The following is an 18,769-nucleotide window of genomic DNA, read 5'->3' as shown; positions in this document are numbered from 1 at the left end:
AATGACTGAGCAAAAGAAGTTGCAGCCCTTGCAGGCCGTCAAGGGCATGAACGACATCCTGCCGCCGGAATCGGCGCGCTGGGAATGGCTGGAAGCCAAGATGCGCAGCGTGCTGCAGCGCTATGGCTACCAGAATGTGCGCACCCCCATCGTCGAGCCGACCGCGCTGTTCGTGCGCGGCATCGGCGAGGTCACCGATATCGTCGAGAAGGAGATGTACGCCTTCGAGGACCGGGCGGACAAGCATGGCCAGGCCGAGCATCTGGCGCTGCGCCCCGAGATGACGGCGGGCGTGGTGCGCGCCATGACCGAGCATTCCTTCCTGCGCGACTCGGGCCGCCGCCTCTATTACTTCGGCCCGATGTTCCGCCGCGAGAAGCCTCAGAAGGGGCGCTACCGCCAGTTCCACCAGATGGGTGTCGAGGCGCTGGGCTTTGCCGGCCCGGATGTCGACGCCGAGGTGATCCTGATGGGCAGCCGGCTGCTGCGCGAGCTGGGCCTGGTGGACGGCGAGCATTTCACGCTCGAGCTGAACTGCCTGGGCGAGGTGGCCGAGCGCCGCGCGCACCGCGAGGCGCTGATCGCCCATCTGGAACAGCACAAGGAGCTGCTCGACGAGGACAGCCAGCGCCGCCTCTACACCAACCCGCTGCGCGTGCTGGACACCAAGAACCCGGCCCTGCAGGAGATGGCCAACGCCGCGCCCAAGTTGCTGGACTTCCTGGGCGAGGCCTCGCTGGCGCATTTCATGGGCGTGCGCGCCATCCTCGATGCGGCAGGCGTGGCCTACCGCATCAACCCGCGCCTGGTGCGCGGCCTGGACTATTACAACCTCACCGTGTTCGAGTGGGTCACCGACAAACTGGGTTCGCAGGGCACGGTGTGCGGCGGCGGCCGCTACGACGGGCTGATCGAACAGCTGGGCGGCAAGCCCGCGCCGGCGGTCGGTTTCGGCATGGGCTTCGAGCGCATGCTGTTGCTGCTGGAGGAGGTGGGCGTGGCGCCGGACGCGCCGGTGCCCGATGCCTATGCCATCGTGCCCTCGGCGCAGGGCCTGGCGCAGGTGATGGTGGCGCTGGAGGCGCTGCGCGCCGAGGGCGTGGCGGTGGTGATGCACCCCGGCCAGAGCAGCATGAAGTCGCAGTTCAAGAAGGCCGATGGCAGCGGCGCGCGCGTGGCCCTGATCTTCGGCGAGGACGAGCTGGCCCAGGGCCTGGTGGCGATCAAGCCGCTGCGCGATGCCCAGGCCCAGCAAGTCACCCGCCCGCTCGCCGATGTGACGAGCTGGGCGCATGAGCTGCGCAACGCATAATCGCGGCTCGGTTTTCCCTTTCTTTCCCTCTCTCTTGCAATAGAACGATTCCACATGGCGTCTCATCTCGATCTGGAAGAACAGGAACAGCTGGACCAGCTGAAGGCGTTCTGGAACAGCTACGGCAATCTCATCACCTGGGTGCTGACCCTGGCACTGGCCGCCTATGCCGGCTGGGTCGGCTGGGGTTGGTGGCAGCGTGACCAGGCCGTCAAGGCCGCGGCCATGTACGACGAACTGGATCGCGCCGCCCAGGCCGGCGAGGTGGACAAGGTGACGCGCGTGTTCGCCGACCTGAAGGACCGCCACCCGCGCACCACCTATGCCGCCCAGGCCGCCCTGCTGGCCGCCAAGTTGCAAGCCGACAAGGGCCAGGCCGACAACGCCCGTGCCAGCCTGGAATGGACGGCCGCGAACGCGAATGCCGATGAATACCGCGATCTGGCGCGCCTGCGCCTGGCCGGTCTGCAGCTGGACGCCAAGCAGTACGACGAAGCCGCCAAGACCCTGGACGCGGTGAAGTCGGTCGATTTCGCCGCCCTGGTGGCGGACCGCCGTGGCGATCTGGCCTTGCTGCAGGGCAAGCCCGAGGTCGCCAAGGCCGAGTTCCAGAAGGCCTATGCCGCGCTGGACAAGACGCTGGACTACCGCCGCCTGGTGGAGGTGAAGCTGGCCAGCCTCGGCGTCGCCGTGGCCGACGATGCCGACAAGAAGGTGGCGCAATGATGATTCGATTCCGCCGTGCCGCGCCCCTGGCCGCCGTGTTGAGCCTCGCCCTGCTGGGTGGCTGCTCGATCTTCAGTTCCTCCAATGCGCCCAAGCCGGCCGCGCTGGAAACCGTCACGCCGCAGATTGCCGGCCGCCAGGTCTGGGCCAGCAGCGTGGGCAGCGTGCAGTTTCCGCTCGCCATCACGGCGCGCAACGAGCAATTCTTCGTCGCCGGTTCCGACGGTGCGGTGATGGCCTTGCAGGCCAGCAGCGGCCAGCTGCTGTGGCGTGCCGAAGTGGGCGAGCGTCTCAGCGCCGGGGTTGGCAGCGATGGCCGCTTCGCCGCGGTGGTGACGCGTGGCAACGAGGTGGTGCTGCTGGATGCCGGCAAGGTGTTGTGGCGCAAGGCGCTCAAGACCCCGGTGACGACCGCCCCGCTGGTGGCGGGCGAGCGCGTCTTCGTGCTGACGGTGGACCGCGTGGTGCACGCCTTCGACGCGCTGGACGGCCGCCGCCTGTGGGAGCTGCGCCGCCCCGGCGACGCCTTGACGCTGGCGCAGGCCGGTGTCATCACCAGCTACAAGGACACCCTGGTGGTGGGGCAGGGCGCCCGCATGGCCGGCGTGGACCCGCTCAAGGGCTCGCTGCAATGGGAGGCCAGCGTGGCCAATCCGCGCGGCACCAATGAGGTGGAACGCCTGGCCGACCTGATCGCGCCCGCGGTGCGTACCGGCGAGCTGATTTGCGCGCGCGCCTTCCAGTCGGCCGTGGCCTGCATCAATGCCGACCGCGGCACCACGCTGTGGAGCCGCAATGTCGGCGGCAGCCAGGGCGTGGGCGGCGACGCCCAGCTGGTGGTGGCGGCCGATGCCTCGGACCGCATCACCGCCTGGAACACCCGTAACGGCGACGTGCAGTGGACGGCCGAGCAGTTCCTCAACCGCAAGCTCAGCGCCCCGCTGGTGCAGGGGCCGACGATCGTGTTCGGCGACTTTGAAGGCCAGCTGCACTTCATCTCGCGCGAGACCGGCAAGACCCAGCTGCGCCTGCCCACCGATGGTTCGCCCATCGTCGGCGCGCCGGTGCTGGCCGGCACCACGCTGCTGGTGGCCACGCGCAACGGCGGCTTGTTTGCCTTCCGGCCCGAGTGAGCGTCCGTCGGCGCTTGAGCAGTACCCTTAGCTGAAAAGAAGAACAAGATGAAACCCGTGATCGCCCTGGTGGGCCGCCCCAATGTGGGCAAGTCCACCCTCTTCAACCGGCTCACCAAGAGCCGGAACGCCATCGTGGCCGACTTTGCCGGCCTCACGCGCGACCGGCACTATGGCGACGGCCGCCTGGGTGACCGCGAGTTCATCTGCATCGACACGGGCGGCTTCGAGCCCGACAGCACCACCGGCATCGTCAAGGAGATGGCCAAGCAGACCCGCCAGGCCGTGGCCGAGGCGGATGCGGTGGTGTTCGTGGTGGATGTGCGCACCGGCCTGTCCGGGCAGGACCAGGACATCGCGCGTTATCTGCGCCAGGCCAACAAGCGCATCTTCCTGGCCGTCAACAAGGCCGAGGGCATGAGCGACTCGCCCCTGCTGGCCGAGTTCCATGAGCTCGGCCTGGGCGAGCCGCACCCGATCTCGGCCGCCCATGGCCAGGGCATCCGCAGCCTGCTGGACGCGGTGCTGGAGGGCTTCGACGGCGCCGAGGAGTTCGGTGCCGGCCCCGAGGACGAGACCACCATCCGCATCGCCGTGGCGGGCCGCCCCAATGTGGGCAAGAGCACCCTCATCAACACCTGGCTGGGCGAGGAGCGCCTGGTGGCCTTCGACATGCCAGGCACCACGCGCGATGCCATCAGCGTTCCCTTCGAGCGCAACGGCCAGAAGTTCCAGCTCATCGACACCGCCGGCCTGCGCCGCAAGGGCAAGGTGTTCGAGGCGATCGAGAAGTTCTCGGTGGTCAAGACCCTGCAGGCGATTGCCGACGCCAATGTGGTGCTGCTGCTGATCGACGCCACCCAGGGCGTGACCGACCAGGATGCGCACATCGCCGGCTACATCCTCGACAGCGGCCGCGCCGTGGTGGTGGCCATCAACAAATGGGATGCGGTGGACAGCTACCAGCGCGAGACCCTGATGCGCTCGATCGAGACGCGCCTGGGCTTCCTGAAGTTCGCCACCATCCTGCATATCTCGGCGCTCAAGCGGCAAGGCCTGGCCCCGCTGTGGAACGCCATGGCCGACGCCTATGCCTCGGCCTACAAGAAGATGACCACGCCGGTGCTGACCCGCCTGGTGCAGGAGGCGGTGCAGCATCAGACGCCGAAGAAGGTGGGCCACTTCAGGCCCAAGATGCGCTATGCGCACCAGGGCGGCATGAACCCGCCCATCGTGGTGATCCATGGCAATTCGCTGGACCATGTCACCGAGGTCTACAAGCGCTACCTGGAAGGGCGCATCCGCGCCCATTACAAGCTCACCGGCACGCCGCTGAAGATCGAGCTGCGCTCGTCCAAGAATCCGTTTGACGAAAAAGACAGCTGAGCCGCAAGCGCGGGGAAACCCGCGCCTGTGTTAAGGTGGCGGCTCTCCAACCCTCTCTCACAACACGGAGCATATCGTGAGCAACAAAGGACAACTCCTGCAAGATCCCTTCCTGAACCTGCTGCGCAAGGAGCATGTGCCGGTGTCCATCTACCTGGTCAACGGCATCAAGCTGCAAGGGCATATCGAGTCCTTTGACCAGTACGTGGTGCTGCTGCGCAATACCGTGACGCAAATGGTCTACAAGCACGCCATCTCCACCGTGGTGCCCGGCCGTGCCGTGAACTTCCACGCCAGCGACAGCCCCGAAGCCACTACCTGAGGCCGCTAGTCTCACGCCCACAAGGCGTGAGCGCGATCACTCAACACCTTGAGTTCTTCCACATCTCCGCAGTCGCCGCCGCCCCTCGAGGCGGCGCGCGCCATTCTTGTGGGCGTTGATTTCGGCCGTAGCGGCCATCACGCCGGCGCCTTCGACCCCACCCTGGACGAGCTGGCCCTGCTGGCCGAATCCGCCGGCGATACCGCCGTTGCGCGCGTGGTGGCGCGCCGCCAGGCGCCCGATGCCGCGCTGTTCGTCGGCTCCGGCAAGGCCGACGAGATCAAGCTGCTGGTGGACGCCCACCAGGCCCACACCGTGCTGTTCGACCAGGCGATCTCGCCGGCCCAGCAGCGCAACCTGGAGCGCGTGCTGGGCGTGCCGGTGGCCGACCGCACCGCGCTGATCCTGGAGATCTTCGCCGCCCGCGCCAAGAGCCACGAGGGCAAGCTGCAGGTGGAGCTGGCGCGTCTGCAATACCTGGCCACGCGCCTGGTGCGGCGCTGGAGCCACCTGGAGCGCCAGAGCGGCGGCATCGGCATGCGCGGCGGCCCGGGCGAGGCGCAGATCGAGCTTGATCGCCGCATGATCGACGAGCGCATCAAGACCATCAAGGAACGGCTCAAGAAGGTGCAGCGCCAGCGCAGCACGCAGCGCCGCGCGCGCAGCCGCAACGGCGTCTTCAAGGTCTCGCTGGTGGGCTATACCAATGCCGGCAAGTCCACGCTCTTCAATGCGCTGGTGAAGGCCCGCGCCTATGCGGCCGACCAGCTCTTCGCGACGCTGGACACCACCACGCGCTCGCTCTACCTCGAGGCCGCCGGCGCCAGCGTCTCGCTGTCCGATACCGTGGGCTTCATCCGCGACCTGCCGCACAAGCTGGTGGAGGCCTTCCAGGCCACGCTGCAGGAGGCGGCGGATGCCGACCTGTTGCTGCATGTGGTGGATGCCGCCTCGCCGGTGCTGGATGAGCAGATGGTGGAGGTGGAGCGCGTGTTGGCCGAGATCGGCGCCGGCGACATTCCGCAGATCCTGGTCTACAACAAGCTCGACAAGCTTGAGGACAACCAGCGCCCGCGCAGCCCGCAGGACTGGATCGAGCGTAACGGCGGGGAGCGCGTCTCGCGTGTCTTCGTCAGCGCCCTGACCGGCGAGGGCCTGGATGTGCTGCGCCAGCAGATCGTGGCCGCGATGAGCAGTATGGCCGAGCTCCCGGCGGGGCAAGATGTGACCCCGGCGGACTTGAACTCGCCGGCCGCGGCCCCAGATGAGCAAGGTTTGCCGTCCGGAGACCCCTCCATTTGGCCCGAGAATGACGACTCGGCCGCATTCCCTACACAGGCATGAGCATGAATCACTCCGCGAGCGCGCGCTCCAAGACGCCCTTCACCGCGACGGCACAGGCGGCGCGTGCCCTGTTGGCGCGGCTGCTGACGCCGGCCGGCTGGCGCGCCGGGCGCCATCTGAACAATGGCCGCAACGACGGCCCGCCGGACCTGGATGAGCTCTGGCGCGATTTCAACCGCAAGCTCTCGGGCATGTTCGGCGGCCGCGGAGGCAAGGGCAGCGGCCCCGACAACGGCGGTGGCGGCAACAACAACTTCCAGCCCGACATCAAGAGCGCCGGCATCGGCATGGGCCTGATTGCCGGCGTGGTGGCGCTGGGCTGGCTGGCCAGCGGCGTGTTCATCGTGCAGGAAGGCCAGCAGGCGGTGATCACCTCCTTCGGCAAGTACAGCAAGACGGTGGATGCCGGCATCCAGTACCGCCTGCCTTACCCCTTCCAGGCCAACGAGGTGGTGCCGGTGACGCAGCTGCGCTCGGTGGAGGTGGGGCGCAATGCGGTGGTGCAGGCCACCGGCCTGCGCGACTCGTCGATGCTGACGCAGGACGAGAACATCGTCGACATCCGCTTCACCGTGCAGTACCGCCTCAAGGATGCGCGCGAGTACCTGTTCGAGAACTTCCGTCCCGACGAGGCGGTGGTGCAGGCGGCCGAGTCGGCAGTGCGCGAGATCGTCGGCAAGAGCAATATGGATTCGGTGCTGTACGAGCAGCGCGACGCCATCGCCGCCGACCTGGTGAAGTCGGTGCAGACCCAGCTGGACCGCCTCAAGGCCGGCATCCTGGTGGTGAATGTGAACGTGCAGAACGTGCAGGCCCCCGAGCAGGTGCAGTCGGCCTTCGACGATGCCTTCAAGGCAGGCGCCGATCGCGAGCGCCTGAAGAACGAGGGCGAGGCCTACGCCAACGACGTGATCCCCAAGGCGCAGGGCGAGGCCGCCAAGTTGCGCGAGCAGGCCGAGGGCTACAAGGCGCGCGTGGTGGCGCAGGCGGAGGGCGACGCGCAGCGCTTCAAGAGCGTGCTGGCCGAGTACCAGAAGGCGCCGGCGGTGACGCGTGACCGCATCTACATCGACACCATGCAGCAGGTCTACTCCAACGTCAGCAAGGTGATGGTGGACAGCCGCTCGGGTTCCAACCTGCTTTATCTGCCGCTCGACAAGCTGATCCAGCAGTCGGGTGGCACGGTGACGAGCAGCACGCCGCTGCCAGCGCCGATTACCGATGGCAGTGCACCCGCACAGACCAGCGATGTGCGCTCGCGCGATGGCCTGCGCAGCCGTGACCGCGATGGTCGTTGATCGGGAGGAAACAAGAACATGAACCGCATTGCCTCCATCGTTGCCGGCGCGCTCGTCGCCTTCCTGCTGCTGAGCTCCACGCTCTTCATCGTGGACCAGCGCCAGTTCGCCGTCATCTACGCCCTGGGCGAAATCAAGGAAGTGGTCACCGAACCGGGCCTGAAGTGGAAGCTGCCGCCGCCCTTCCAGAACGTGGTGTTCCTGGATCGCCGCATGCAGACCCTGGACAGCCCCGAGTCGCGCCCCATCTTCACCGCCGAGAAGAAGAGCCTGGTGATCGACTGGCTGGTGAAGTGGCGCGTTTCCGATCCGCGTCAGTTCATCCGCAACAGCGGCGCCGACATGCGCAATCTGGAGAACCGCCTCAGCCCCATCGTGCAGGCGGCGCTCAACGAAGAAGTGACCAAGCGCACCGTGCGCGCGGTGCTGGCCACCGAGCGCGAGAAGGTCATGAACGACGTGCAGAAGCGGCTTTCCGACGAGGCCAAGCAGTTCGGCATCGAGATCGTTGACGTGCGCGTCAAGCGCGTGGACTTCTCGGCCAACATCACCGAGTCGGTCTACAACCGCATGAAGTCGGAGCGTGCCCGCGTGGCCAATGAACTGCGCTCCACCGGTGGCGCCGATGGCGAGAAGATCCGCGCCGACGCCGACCGCCAGCGCGAAGTGATCGTGGCCGAGGCCTACCGAGACGCGCAGAAGATCAAGGGCGAGGGCGATGCCAAGGCCTCGGCCCTGTATGCCGAAGCCTTCGGCCGCGACCCGCAGTTCGCACAGTTCTACCGCTCGCTGGAAGCCTACCGCTCGAGCTTCCGCAACAAGTCGGACGTGATGGTGGTGGATCCGAGCAGCGAGTTCTTCAAGGCCATGCGCAACGGCGGGCCGGGTGGAGCCGCCGCTGCCACGCCGCCGCGCAAGTAAGCCAGCCGCAGACGCTTCCAGCCCATGTCGGATCTGCTGCTGGGCGCCTTGGCGCTGATGCTGGTGATCGAAGGCCTACTGCCGTTTCTCAATCCGACGCTGTGGCGGCAGGTGTTCCTGCGCGTGCTGGCGATGACCGACGGGCAGATCCGCTTCGTCGGGCTCTCCAGCATGCTGATGGGCCTGCTGCTGCTCTACGTGCTCTACAGCTGAGCCTGTTGTTGTGGCGCCATCGCAGACCGCGATGGCGGGCTATTGCCAGGCAGGCCGCGGCCTGCCGGTACAATGCCGTTTTTAATCCCCCCCAATACGTCCATGTCCTCAGCTTGGCTGCTGCCCGAGCACATTGCTGACGTCCTGCCGTCCCAAGCCCGCCGCATCGAAGAGTTGCGCCGCGAATTGCTGGACATGGCGCGGACCTACGGTTGCGAACTGGTGATGCCCCCGCTGCTGGAGCATCTGGAGTCGCTGCTATCCGGCACCGGTCGCGAACTGGACCTCAAGACCTTCAAGCTTGTCGACCAGCTCTCGGGTCGAAGCCTGGGTCTGCGCGCCGACACCACGCCGCAGGTGGCGCGCATCGATGCGCATCTGCTCAACCGTGCCGGCGTGACGCGCCTGTGCTACTGCGGCCCGGTGGTGCACACCCGGCCCGATGGCCTGCATGCGACGCGCGAGCCGCTGCAATTCGGCGTCGAGATCTACGGCCATGCCGGCCTGGAGGCCGATCTGGAGGTGCAGGAGCTGGCGATCGATGCGTTGCAGCGCGCCGGCCTGCGTGAGGTGACCCTCGATCTGGGCGATGCGCGCCTGGTGCGCGGCGTGCTGGGCGATGTGAAGCTGTCGGCCGATCTGCTGGACGCCGTGGTGACGGCGCTGGCGAGCAAGGATGCGGCCGCGCTCAAGGCGCTGAGCTCGGACCTGCCCGCGCCGGTGGCGGCGGGCCTGCAGACCCTGCTGTCGCTCTATGGCGGCGTCGAGGTGCTGGCGCAGGCGCGCGCCCAGCTGCCCGCGCATCCGCTCATCAGCGCGGCGCTGGACGATCTGGAGTGGCTGTCCAGCCATGTGCGCCAGACCCATCCCGAGCTGCACCTGGGCTTCGATCTTTCCGATCTGACCGGCTACGCCTATTACAGCGGCATGCGCTTTGCGCTCTATGTGCCCGGCTGCAGTCATGCGGTGCTGCGCGGCGGCCGCTACGACGAAGTGGGCGCGGTGTTTGGCCGCCGCCGTCCGGCGGTGGGCTTCAGCCTGGACCTCAAGACCCTGGTGGGCCTGTGCCCCGAGACGGCGCTTAGCGCGGCGGTGCGCGCCCCCTGGGGCGAGGACGCCGGCCTGCGTGCGGCGATCCGCCGCCTGCGCGCCGAGGGCGCCACGGTGGTCTGCGTGCTGCCGGGGCACGAACACGAGAATGACGAATTCGATTGCGACCGCGAACTGGTCAGCGTTGACGGTCAGTGGGTGGTGCGCGCGCTGTGATCGCCTGATCCAGCCCCTCCGCCGGTAACAACACAGCATTGGACGAGCAAGAAAATGAGCAGCAGTGAAATCGCGCGTGGCCGCAACGTGGTCGTCGTGGGCACCCAGTGGGGCGACGAGGGCAAGGGCAAGGTGGTGGACTGGATGACCGATCACGCCGACGGCGTGGTGCGTTTCCAGGGCGGCCACAATGCCGGCCATACGCTGGTCATCAAGGGCGTGAAGACGGCGCTGCAGCTGATCCCCTCGGGCATCATGCGCGACGGCGTGGCCTGCTATATCGGCAATGGCGTGGTGGTGGATCCCACCCATCTGCTGTCCGAGATCGAGCGCCTGGAGAAGGCCGGCGTGGAAGTGCGCTCGCGCCTCTACATCAGCGAGTCCTGCCCGCTGATCCTGCCCTTCCATGTGGAAGTGGACAAGGCGCGTGAGGCGCTGCGCGAGAGCAGCGGCAGCGGCAAGATCGGCACCACCGGCAAGGGCATCGGTCCGGCCTATGAGGACAAGGTGGCGCGCCGTGCCCTGCGCGTGCAGGACCTCAAGCATCCCGAGCGTTTCGCCAAGAAGCTCAAGGAATTGCTGGAGCTGCATAACTTCGCCCTGACCGGTTACCTGAACGGCAAGGCGCTGGAATTCCAGCCCATCTACGACCAGGCCATGAAGATGGCCGAGGTGCTCAAGCCCATGATGGCCGACGTGGGCTATATGCTGCACAAGGCCCACCTGGCCGGCGCCAACATCCTGTTCGAGGGCGCCCAGGGCACGCTGCTGGATATCGACCACGGCACCTACCCCTACGTGACCTCCAGCAACTGCGTGGCCGGCAATGCCGCCGCCGGCGCAGGCGTGGGCCCGCAGATGCTGCACTACATGCTGGGCATCACCAAGGCCTACACCACGCGCGTGGGTTCGGGCCCGTTCCCGACCGAGCTGGAGTGGGAGAAGGAAGGTACGGTGGGTTACCACCTCAGCACCGTGGGCCAGGAGAAGGGCACCGTGACCGGCCGCGCGCGCCGCTGCGGCTGGCTGGATGCGGCCGCGCTGAAGCGTTCCATCATCATCAACGGCATCACCGGCCTGTGCCTGACCAAGCTCGACGTGCTCGATGGCCTGGCCGAGATCAAGATGTGCGTGGGCTACGAGCTCGACGGCCGCACGCTGGACATCCTGCCGCTGGACGGCGACGAGATCGCGGCCTGCCAGCCGGTCTACGAGACCTTCCCGGGCTGGACCGAGTCGACCTTCGGTGTGACCGAGTGGGACAAGCTGCCGCTGAATGCGCGCCGCTATCTGGAGCGCGTGCAAGCGGTGATCGGCGCGCCCATCGACATGGTGTCCACCGGCCCCGACCGCGAGCACACCATCCTCTTGCGCCATCCCTACAAGGCCTGAGGGCCTGCCAGTTTGAGCAAGACCTGACCCCGCACTGCATCATCAAGAATCCAAGCAGGAGACCTTTTCTATGTTGACCGACGACGGCAAGCACCTGTACGTGTCCTGGGACGAATACCACATGCTGATCGAGCGCCTGGCGCTCAAGGTGCATGCCTCGGGCTGGCAGTTCGACCAGATCCTGTGCCTGGCGCGTGGCGGCATGCGCCCCGGCGACGTGCTCTCGCGCGTGTTCGACAAGCCGCTGGGCATCATGTCCACCAGCTCCTACCGCGCCGAGGCCGGCACCATCCAGGGCCGCCTGGACATCGCCAAGTACATCACCATGCCCAAGGGCGAACTGGCCGGCCGCGTGCTGCTGGTCGATGATCTGGCCGATTCGGGCGTGACGCTGAAGGCCGTGGTCGAGCGCCTGCGCGGCATGCCCTCGATCAGCGAGCTGCGCTCGGCGGTGATCTGGACCAAGGGCGTGTCCAGCTACACGCCCGACTATTACGTCGAGATGCTGGATACCAGCCCCTGGATCCACCAGCCCTTCGAGGAATACGACGATATGCGTCCGGACGCGCTGGCCAAGAAATTCGTGGTCTGAGCCCCTGGCGCAGCACATGGCCCCAACAACAAAACCAGCCGCTGCGCTGGTTTTGTTGTTTCATCGCCAGTTTCGTTGCCGGCAAGAGGGCGAGGGTGCAGCAATTCCCCGCGCCACAAAGCAAAATGGCCACATGCTTTGCAACATGCAGCCATTCGATCTTCCAACTTACAACCCGACGATTCATGTGAATCGTGGTGCCCAGGAGAGGACTCGAACCTCCACGGAGTTACCCGCTAGTACCTGAAACTAGTGCGTCTACCAATTCCGCCACCTGGGCAAGGTCCAGAGAACTTTGAAGTGACTGTTGAAGTCGTTCTAGGTTCCGGCGTTTCAGGAAAGAGAAGGATTCTATCATCAAAAATTTCAAGTCCGCAAGCCCGAGCCAGGGCGCGCTGTTGAGCGAGGTCGAGGGCACGCTGCAAGGTCATCGTGACGGCCACGGTTTCCTGATTCCGGACGAGGGTCAGACCGACATCTACCTGTCCCAGCAGGAAATGCACGCGGTGATGCATGGCGACCGGTTGCGCGTGCGTGTGGTGCGCTTTGACAAGCGCGGCCGCCCCGAGGGGCGCGTGCTGGAAATCCTCGAGCGCAAGAAGAAACCCATCATCGGCCGCCTGCTGCTGGAGAGCGGCATCTGGCTGGTGGCGCCGGAAGACAAGCGCTTTGGCCAGGACATCCTGATCCCCAAGAACGCGATCGCCAATGCGGCGGCGGGCCAGATCGTCTCGGTTGAGCTGACCGAACCGCCCTCGCTGTATTCGCAGCCGGTGGGGCGCGTGGTCGAGGTGCTGGGCGAGATCGACGACCCTGGCATGGAGATCGAGATCGCGGTGCGCAAGTACGAGGTGCCGCATGCCTTCAGCGCCGAGACGCTCACCCAGGCCGGCAAGCTGCCGGATCGCCTGCGCGCTGCCGACCTCAAGCAGCGCATCGACCTGCGCGATGTGGCCCTGGTCACCATCGACGGCGAGGACGCGCGCGACTTCGACGATGCGGTCTATTGCGAGCCGCACAAGCAGGGTCGCGGCAAGAGCGCCTTCAAGGGCTGGCGCCTGCTGGTGGCGATCGCCGATGTCAGCCATTACGTCAAGCCCGGCGAGCCGCTGGACCTGGATGCCTACGAGCGCGCCACCTCGGTCTATTTCCCGCGCCGCGTCATCCCGATGCTGCCGGAGAAGCTCTCCAACGGCCTGTGCTCGCTGAATCCGCAGCAGGATCGCCTGGCCATGGTCTGCGACATGCTGATCACCGAGGAGGGTGCCACCCACGCCTACCAGTTCTATCCGGCGGTGATCTGCTCGCAGGCGCGCCTGACCTACACGGAAGTGGCGGCGGTGCTGGGCAACACGCATGGTCCCGAGGCGGCCAAACGCAGCGAACTGGTGCCGCATCTGTTGCATCTGCACGAGGTCTACCGCGCGCTGCTGTCGGATCGTCAGAAGCGCGGCGCGGTGGACTTCGACACGGTGGAGACGCAGATCGTCTGCGATGACAACGGCCGTATCGAGAAGATCATGCCGCGCGTGCGCAACGAGGCCCATCGCCTGATCGAGGAGGCGATGCTGGCCGCCAATGTCTGCGCCGCGGATTTCATCACCGATGCCAAGCACCATGCCCTGTTCCGCGTGCACGAGGGCCCCACGCCCGAGAAGCGCATGGCCTTGCAGGCCTATCTGCGCGCGCTGGGCCTGGGTCTGGGCCTGAGCGACGACCCCACGCCCGGCGAGTACCAGGCGATTGCCCAGGCCACCAAGGACAGGCCCGACTCGACGCAGATCCACAGCATGCTGCTGCGCTCGATGCAGCAGGCCAACTACACCTCGGCCAATGCCGGCCACTTCGGCCTGGCCTATGCGGCCTATACGCACTTCACCAGCCCGATCCGGCGTTATCCCGATCTGCTGGTGCATCGCGTCATCAAGGCCATGCTGATGGGCAAGCGCTACTTGCTGGATGCCAGCAAGATGAAGGTGCCGATGCCGCCCAAGCGGCCGGGCCGCGCCAAGCCCCTGGATCCTGCGCTGGCCTCCACCGAGTTGGAGCGTTGGGAAGTCGCGGGTGCGCATTGCAGCGCCAACGAGCGGCGTGCCGACGAAGCCTCGCGCGACGTCGAGGCCTGGCTCAAGTGCCGCTATATGCGCGAGCATCTGGGCGAGGAGTTCGCCGGTACGGTCAGTGCGGTGACGAGCTTCGGCCTGTTCGTGCAGCTCGAGGCGCTCTATGTGGAGGGCCTGATCCACATCACCGAGCTGGGCGGCGAGTATTTCCGCTTTGACGAGGTGCGGCAGGAGCTACGCGGCGAGCGCACCGGCATCCGCTACGCCACCGGCGCGCGCGTGCAGGTGCAGGTCAGCCGCGTGGACCTGGACGGCCGCAAGATCGACTTCCGCCTCGTGCGCGACAGCGAGGAAGCGCGCATCGTGGCGCGCGCCCAGCGCGACAAGCATGGCCATGCGGCGGCCGTGGCGGCACCGGTCACGGCGGTCGAGGCCCTGGAACAGGTCAAGCGCAGCGATCGCGAGCTGAAGGCCGAACGCAAGGGCGGCAAGCCGGCGGCTCGTGGCGGTGCCGGCGGCAAGGGCGCGGCGCCGGCGCATCCGATCAAGGCGGCGCGCAAGACGGCGCGTGGTGCGGCCGAGCCGCGGCCGCGCAGCAAGCGGCGCTGATCAGGCGGGGCGGGGCGCATGCAGGGCATGCATGCGCTCGATCAGATCGGCGGCGCGCAAGGGGCCATGCAGGCCCTGGGCGGCCGCGCCATGCCAGTAGGCGGCGCTGCGCGCGAGTGCCTGTGCATGTGCCGGTGTTTGCGCTTGAGGGCGGCGCGCCCAGAGCCCCCCCAGCCAGCCGGCCAGCACATCGCCACTGCCGGGCGTGGCCAGGGCGGCATTGCCGCTGCTGTTGATGGCGGGCAACTCGCCCGGGCTGGCGATGAGGCTGCCCGAGCCCTTCAGGATCACGGTGCACTGCAACTGCTCGCCGAGCGCGGTGGCGGCGCCGAGCCGATCGGCCTGCACCTCGGCCGCGCTGCGGCCAAGCAGCCGTGCGGCCTCCAGCGGGTGCGGGGTCAGGATGCTGGCCAGGCCCTGCGCCGCGCGCTGGCGCAGCAGGGCTTGCAAGGATGGATCGGCGGCAATGGCGTTGAGCGCGTCGGCATCCAGCACCAGGCGGGCGGCGCGCGCCAGCAGGGCGGGCAGCACGCCGCGCACGGCCGCGCCGCCACCGCAGCCGCACACCAGGGTCAGGTCTTGCCAGTGTTCGGGCGAGGCCAGCCGCGCCTCGGGCCAGCGCATCAGCTCGGGGCGGGGCGGCCAGGGGGCTTCTTTCTCGCTGTCTTCCAGCAGGCAGACATAGACCCGGCCGGCGCCCGCGCCCAAGCCGGCGCTGCCGGCCAGCCAGGCGGCGCCGCGCATGCCGGGCGCGCCGCCTATCACCAGCAGATCGCCCTGGCTGCCCTTGTGGCTGCTGTGCGAGCCGGGCATCTGCCAGTCGCGCAGGTCCGCGTTGGAGTTCAGCCAGGCATCGGCCGCCTGGGTTTGTGTGGCGCCCAGATCTTCGAACCAGATCTCGCCTGCGTGGGCGCGGCCCTGGGCGGTGAACAGGCCGGGCTTCAGGCTCAGCAGCGCCAGCGTGTGCTGCGCGCGCACCGCCTCGGCGCCGGCGAGCGCGCCGCTGTCGGACTGCAGGCCGCTGGGCAGGTCCACCGCCAGCACCGGGCATGACTGCCGGTTGATGAGGGCGATGGCCTCGGCCAGCGGCGCGCTCGGCGCGCGGCTGAGCCCCAGGCCCAGCAGGGCATCGATGATGAGGTCCGGCGCGGCGGGAGCGTCCGCCAGCTGGCCATGTATCGCCAGCCCGGCCACCTGTGCGGCGTGCAGCGCGGCCGCGGCATCGGCGGGCAGGGGCTTGCCCTCGTTGAGCAGGGTCAGATGCACCCGCAGCCCCGCGACGGCGAGCAGGCGGCCGGCCACCAGGCCGTCGCCGCCGTTGTTGCCGGGGCCACAAAGCACCCAGACGCTGCGGGCCAGCGGCGCGACCGCCCGCGCCAGTTTGGCCACGGCCAGGCCGGCGCGCTCCATCAGGTGGTGCGCCGGCAGCCCGGCCTGCGCGGCGGCCTCCAGCGCGCGGCAGCTGGCTTGGCCGTGCAGTGCCAATGCCGTGCTGGCGGGCAGGACCTTGATCATGGTGCCGACTCTAGCCGAGCCTGAGCAGGCCCAGGCCGCTGATTTCCGTGGGCGCGGCGCGCCCGGCGATGCGCTCGGCGAGGGCCTGCGCACTGCCGCAGGCCAGGGCCCAGCCGCTGGTGCCATGGCCGAGGTTGAGCCAGACGCCGGCCTGGCCGCTTTCGCCCAGCAGGGGCAGGCCATCCGGCAGCAGCGGGACGCTGCCGCTCCAGGCCTGCACCGAGGCCAGGTGGGCGGCGCCGGGGAACCAGTCGTGCAAGACCTTGTGCAGTTCGGCCATGGCGCTGGCCGGCGCCCGCGCCGGGGCCGCGCCCATCGCCATCGCGCCGGCCACGCGCACACGCAGGCCCTGTCGGCTCAGGCTGGTGCGCTGCGCCAGGTCCAGCAGGCCGGCGCGCGGCCCGAGGTCGGGATGGGCCTCGAACTGGCGCAGCGAGGCGGTGATGGAATGGCCGTGCAGGGCGGCCATCGGCAGCTTCAGCCCCAGCGGCCGCAGCAGCGCGTCGGCACCCATGGCGGCGCACACCACGATGGCATCAAAGCGCTCCTGCTGCGGCTCCATCGGCATCGGCACGGTGTCGGGGCCGCTGTCGGCACGGGCTTCGTCGGCGCGGGCGATCGCGCTCGTGCCCTGGGCGGGCGGCGTGTACTCGTGTAGCAGGCCGGGCGCGCTGCCGGCGTCGATGCGGCGCACCGTGGTGTGGAAGCGAAAGCGCACGCCCAGGCGCTGCGCCTCGGCCTTCAGCAGATGCGCGAACTGCCGGCCGTTGCCGACCTCAGCCTGCGGCAGATACAGGCCGCCCTGCAGCGCGGTATCGGGGCACAGCCCCGGCTCGACGCGCAGGCACTGCGACCCGTCCAGCCATTCGTGCTTGATGCCCAGGGCCTCCAGCGCCGGGGCTTCGGCTTGCGCCGCCTTCAGCTCGCGGGCCGTGCGCAGCAGCAGCAGCACGCCGTCGGCGCGCTCATAGTCCAGCCGCAGCTCCTGGCGCCAATGCTGCAAGCGGGCCTGGCTCAGCAAGGCCAGGCGCTGCGCCTGCAGCTGGTGCTCGGCATGGGCCTTGTGCCTGCGCGCGCGCCAGGCCGACCAGTGCCAGGCCGGCTGGGCCAGCTTGCTGCCGGCGGCTTGCAGCGCGCTTGGCCAGCCCGGGTGCAGCAGGCCGCCATGGGCAAAGCTGGCGTCGGAGGCCACGCTGCCATGGCGCTCGAACACGGTGACTTCATGGCCTTGCGCGGCCAGCTCGTAGGCACTGGTGACGCCGACAATGCCGGCGCCGATGATGGCAATGCGCATCTCAATGCCCTCCGATCGAGGGCGATACCAGAGGCTCGATCTGCGCGGCAATGGCCAGCAGATCGGCGTCGCGCAGGGCGCTGTTCCACAGCATCAGACCCACCGGCAGCTCGCCGGCCTCGTGGCAAGGCAGGCTCAGCGCGCAGCCATCGAGCAGATTCACCACCGAGGTATTGCGCAGCAGCAGGGTGTTGGTTGCGAAGAAAGCGTCGTCGCTGGTCAGCAAGGGCGCGAGTTCCGGCGCGGTCATCGGCACGGTCGGGCTGAGCAGGGTGTCGACGCCCTGCAGCGCGGCCTGCATGGCAGCGATCCAACGCCTGCGCGCCTGCAGCAGATCGATGTAGTCGGCGGCCGAGATGGTCGCGCCACGCTTGATGCGCAGCGCGACGCGCGGGTCGTACGCGGCCTCGCGCGTCAGCAGGCGCTGGCGATGCCAGGCCCAGCTCTCGGCGGCCGGCAAGCCGCCCTGGGCCTGCAAGGCCGGCAGCTCCTGCAGCGGCGCCAGGCTCAGCTCCTCGATCTGTGCACCGGCCGCGCGCAGGCGTTGTAGGGCGCGTTCGAAGGCGCGCGCCACCGCCGGTTCCAGCGCGTCCTGCATCAGCTCGCGCACCACCCCCAGGCGCCAGCGCGCGAGCGGGCGGCCGGCCGGAGGCAAGACCTGGCCCGACAGCAGTTCGTGCAGCAGGGCCGCGTCGCGCACCGAGCGCGTGACGGCGCAGCTGGTGTCCAGGCTGGTCGAGAGCGGCATGCAGCCCTCGTTGGGCGTGAGGCGTGCGGTGTTCTTGAAACCGACCAGGCCTTGCAGAGCGGCGGGGATGCGGATCGAGCCGCCGGTGTCCGAGCCCAGCGCCGCCCAGGCCGCGCCGCAGGCCACGCTGACGGCGCCGCCCGAGGTCGAGCCGCCAGGGATGCGCGTCTTGCCGTCGAGGGCGCGCGTCACCGGGTTCAGGGGCGTGCCATGGTGGGGGTTGATGCCCACGCCGGAAAAAGCGAATTCGCTCAGGTTGCTGTGGCCGATGAAGGCTGCACCGGCCTGGCGCAGCCGCGCCACGCAGGCGGCATCCGCGGCCGCAATAGGTGCATCCAGCAGCGATGCCGAGCCGCCGGTGGTGGGCTGGCCGGCCACGTCGAACAGGTCCTTGACGCTGATCGCCAGGCCTTGCAGCGGGCTGCCCGGTAGGCCGCTGCGGCGCAGCAGGTCGGCGGCCTCGGCACTGGCCAGGGCGGTGTCGAAGAACTCGCGCACAAACACCTGCTGGCAGGCGTCGGAACGCGCTGCAGCCAGGCTCTCACGCATCAATTCGAGGGAGGTGCTGCGGCCATCGCGCAGGCGCTGCAGGGCGCCGCTTAGGTCCAGGGGCATGGATCGTGTATACTCTTTGG

16 protein-coding genes and 1 tRNA gene are annotated in these 18,769 nt (G+C 68.3%); 13 read left to right on the top strand and 4 right to left on the bottom strand.

Translation table 11 applies throughout. The features are described 5' to 3' along the window. Nucleotide 1: 1 nt before the first annotated feature. The 12 genes from hisS to PFX98_RS23540 all read left to right on the top strand — a co-directional run bounded on the left by hisS (nucleotide 2) and on the right by PFX98_RS23540 (nucleotide 11,905). Nucleotides 2-1,312 (top strand): histidine--tRNA ligase, encoded by a 1,311-nt coding sequence (gene hisS, locus PFX98_RS23595; RefSeq protein ID WP_285232916.1) that lies wholly within the window; start codon nucleotides 2-4, stop codon nucleotides 1,310-1,312. Between the two features lie 54 nt (nucleotides 1,313-1,366). Further along, on the top strand, nucleotides 1,367-2,038 hold the full coding sequence (locus PFX98_RS23590) for a YfgM family protein (protein ID WP_285232915.1): 672 nt from the start codon (nucleotides 1,367-1,369) through the stop codon (nucleotides 2,036-2,038). Then, on the top strand, nucleotides 2,035-3,171 hold the full coding sequence (bamB, locus tag PFX98_RS23585; protein WP_285232914.1) for an outer membrane protein assembly factor BamB: 1,137 nt from the start codon (nucleotides 2,035-2,037) through the stop codon (nucleotides 3,169-3,171). The genes PFX98_RS23590 and bamB overlap by 4 nt, the downstream gene beginning before the upstream one ends. Before the next feature lie 48 nt (nucleotides 3,172-3,219). Then, complete coding sequence (gene der / locus PFX98_RS23580; protein WP_285232913.1) at nucleotides 3,220-4,557, top strand: ribosome biogenesis GTPase Der; 1,338 nt, start codon at nucleotides 3,220-3,222, stop codon at nucleotides 4,555-4,557. 76 nt (nucleotides 4,558-4,633) lie between these two features. Next, entirely contained in the window at nucleotides 4,634-4,879 is a 246-nt protein-coding gene (gene hfq / locus PFX98_RS23575; RefSeq protein ID WP_285232912.1) for an RNA chaperone Hfq, read from the top strand. Nucleotides 4,880-4,927: 48 nt separating this feature from the next. Then, on the top strand, nucleotides 4,928-6,223 hold the full coding sequence (hflX, locus tag PFX98_RS23570; RefSeq protein WP_425334641.1) for a GTPase HflX: 1,296 nt from the start codon (nucleotides 4,928-4,930) through the stop codon (nucleotides 6,221-6,223). Nucleotides 6,224-6,225: 2 nt separating this feature from the next. Beyond that, nucleotides 6,226-7,521: an FtsH protease activity modulator HflK gene (hflK, locus tag PFX98_RS23565; RefSeq protein ID WP_285232911.1), complete on the top strand. Its 1,296-nt coding sequence runs from the start codon at nucleotides 6,226-6,228 to the stop codon at nucleotides 7,519-7,521. A gap of 18 nt (nucleotides 7,522-7,539) precedes the next feature. Then, entirely contained in the window at nucleotides 7,540-8,442 is a 903-nt protein-coding gene (gene hflC / locus PFX98_RS23560; RefSeq protein WP_285232910.1) for a protease modulator HflC, read from the top strand. A gap of 24 nt (nucleotides 8,443-8,466) precedes the next feature. Next, the gene (locus PFX98_RS23555; RefSeq protein WP_285232909.1) at nucleotides 8,467-8,655 is read left to right on the top strand and encodes a DUF2065 domain-containing protein; all 189 of its coding nucleotides are present in this window, start codon (nucleotides 8,467-8,469) and stop codon (nucleotides 8,653-8,655) included. A gap of 102 nt (nucleotides 8,656-8,757) precedes the next feature. After that, the gene (locus tag PFX98_RS23550; protein WP_285232908.1) at nucleotides 8,758-9,921 is read left to right on the top strand and encodes an ATP phosphoribosyltransferase regulatory subunit; all 1,164 of its coding nucleotides are present in this window, start codon (nucleotides 8,758-8,760) and stop codon (nucleotides 9,919-9,921) included. Between the two features lie 54 nt (nucleotides 9,922-9,975). Next, complete coding sequence (locus PFX98_RS23545; protein WP_285232907.1) at nucleotides 9,976-11,313, top strand: adenylosuccinate synthase; 1,338 nt, start codon at nucleotides 9,976-9,978, stop codon at nucleotides 11,311-11,313. A 70-nt stretch (nucleotides 11,314-11,383) separates the two neighbouring features. Beyond that, entirely contained in the window at nucleotides 11,384-11,905 is a 522-nt protein-coding gene (locus tag PFX98_RS23540) for a phosphoribosyltransferase (protein WP_285232906.1), read from the top strand. A gap of 195 nt (nucleotides 11,906-12,100) precedes the next feature. Here the strand turns inward: PFX98_RS23540 and PFX98_RS23535 are convergent. Next, a tRNA-Leu gene (locus PFX98_RS23535) sits at nucleotides 12,101-12,185 on the bottom strand. Between the two features lie 118 nt (nucleotides 12,186-12,303). Between PFX98_RS23535 and rnr the strand changes: the two genes are divergently transcribed. Next, nucleotides 12,304-14,577 (top strand): ribonuclease R, encoded by a 2,274-nt coding sequence (gene rnr, locus PFX98_RS23530; RefSeq protein WP_285232905.1) that lies wholly within the window; start codon nucleotides 12,304-12,306, stop codon nucleotides 14,575-14,577. Here the strand turns inward: rnr and PFX98_RS23525 are convergent, their stop codons facing one another. The 3 genes from PFX98_RS23525 to PFX98_RS23515 are packed head-to-tail and all read right to left on the bottom strand — an operon-like array spanning nucleotide 14,578 to nucleotide 18,749. Then, a complete protein-coding gene (locus PFX98_RS23525) occupies nucleotides 14,578-16,092 on the bottom strand; it encodes an NAD(P)H-hydrate dehydratase (protein WP_285232904.1) in 1,515 nt (504 codons plus the stop codon). Between the two features lie 10 nt (nucleotides 16,093-16,102). Then, nucleotides 16,103-17,386 carry an FAD-dependent oxidoreductase gene (locus tag PFX98_RS23520; protein ID WP_285232903.1) on the bottom strand — a complete coding sequence of 428 codons (1,284 nt, stop codon included), beginning with the start codon at nucleotides 17,384-17,386 and terminating at the stop codon, nucleotides 16,103-16,105. A 1-nt stretch (nucleotide 17,387) separates the two neighbouring features. After that, nucleotides 17,388-18,749, bottom strand: coding sequence for an amidase (locus PFX98_RS23515; protein WP_285232902.1), 1,362 nt, complete (start codon nucleotides 18,747-18,749; stop codon nucleotides 17,388-17,390). Nucleotides 18,750-18,769: the final 20 nt, after the last annotated feature.

This window comes from Paucibacter sediminis (assembly GCF_030254645.1).
In the GTDB taxonomy this organism is placed as follows: Bacteria; Pseudomonadota; Gammaproteobacteria; order Burkholderiales; family Burkholderiaceae_C; genus Paucibacter_B; species Paucibacter_B sediminis.
Note: the sequence above shows the minus strand (reverse complement) of the source record. Positions and strands in the feature narration are given on the sequence as shown.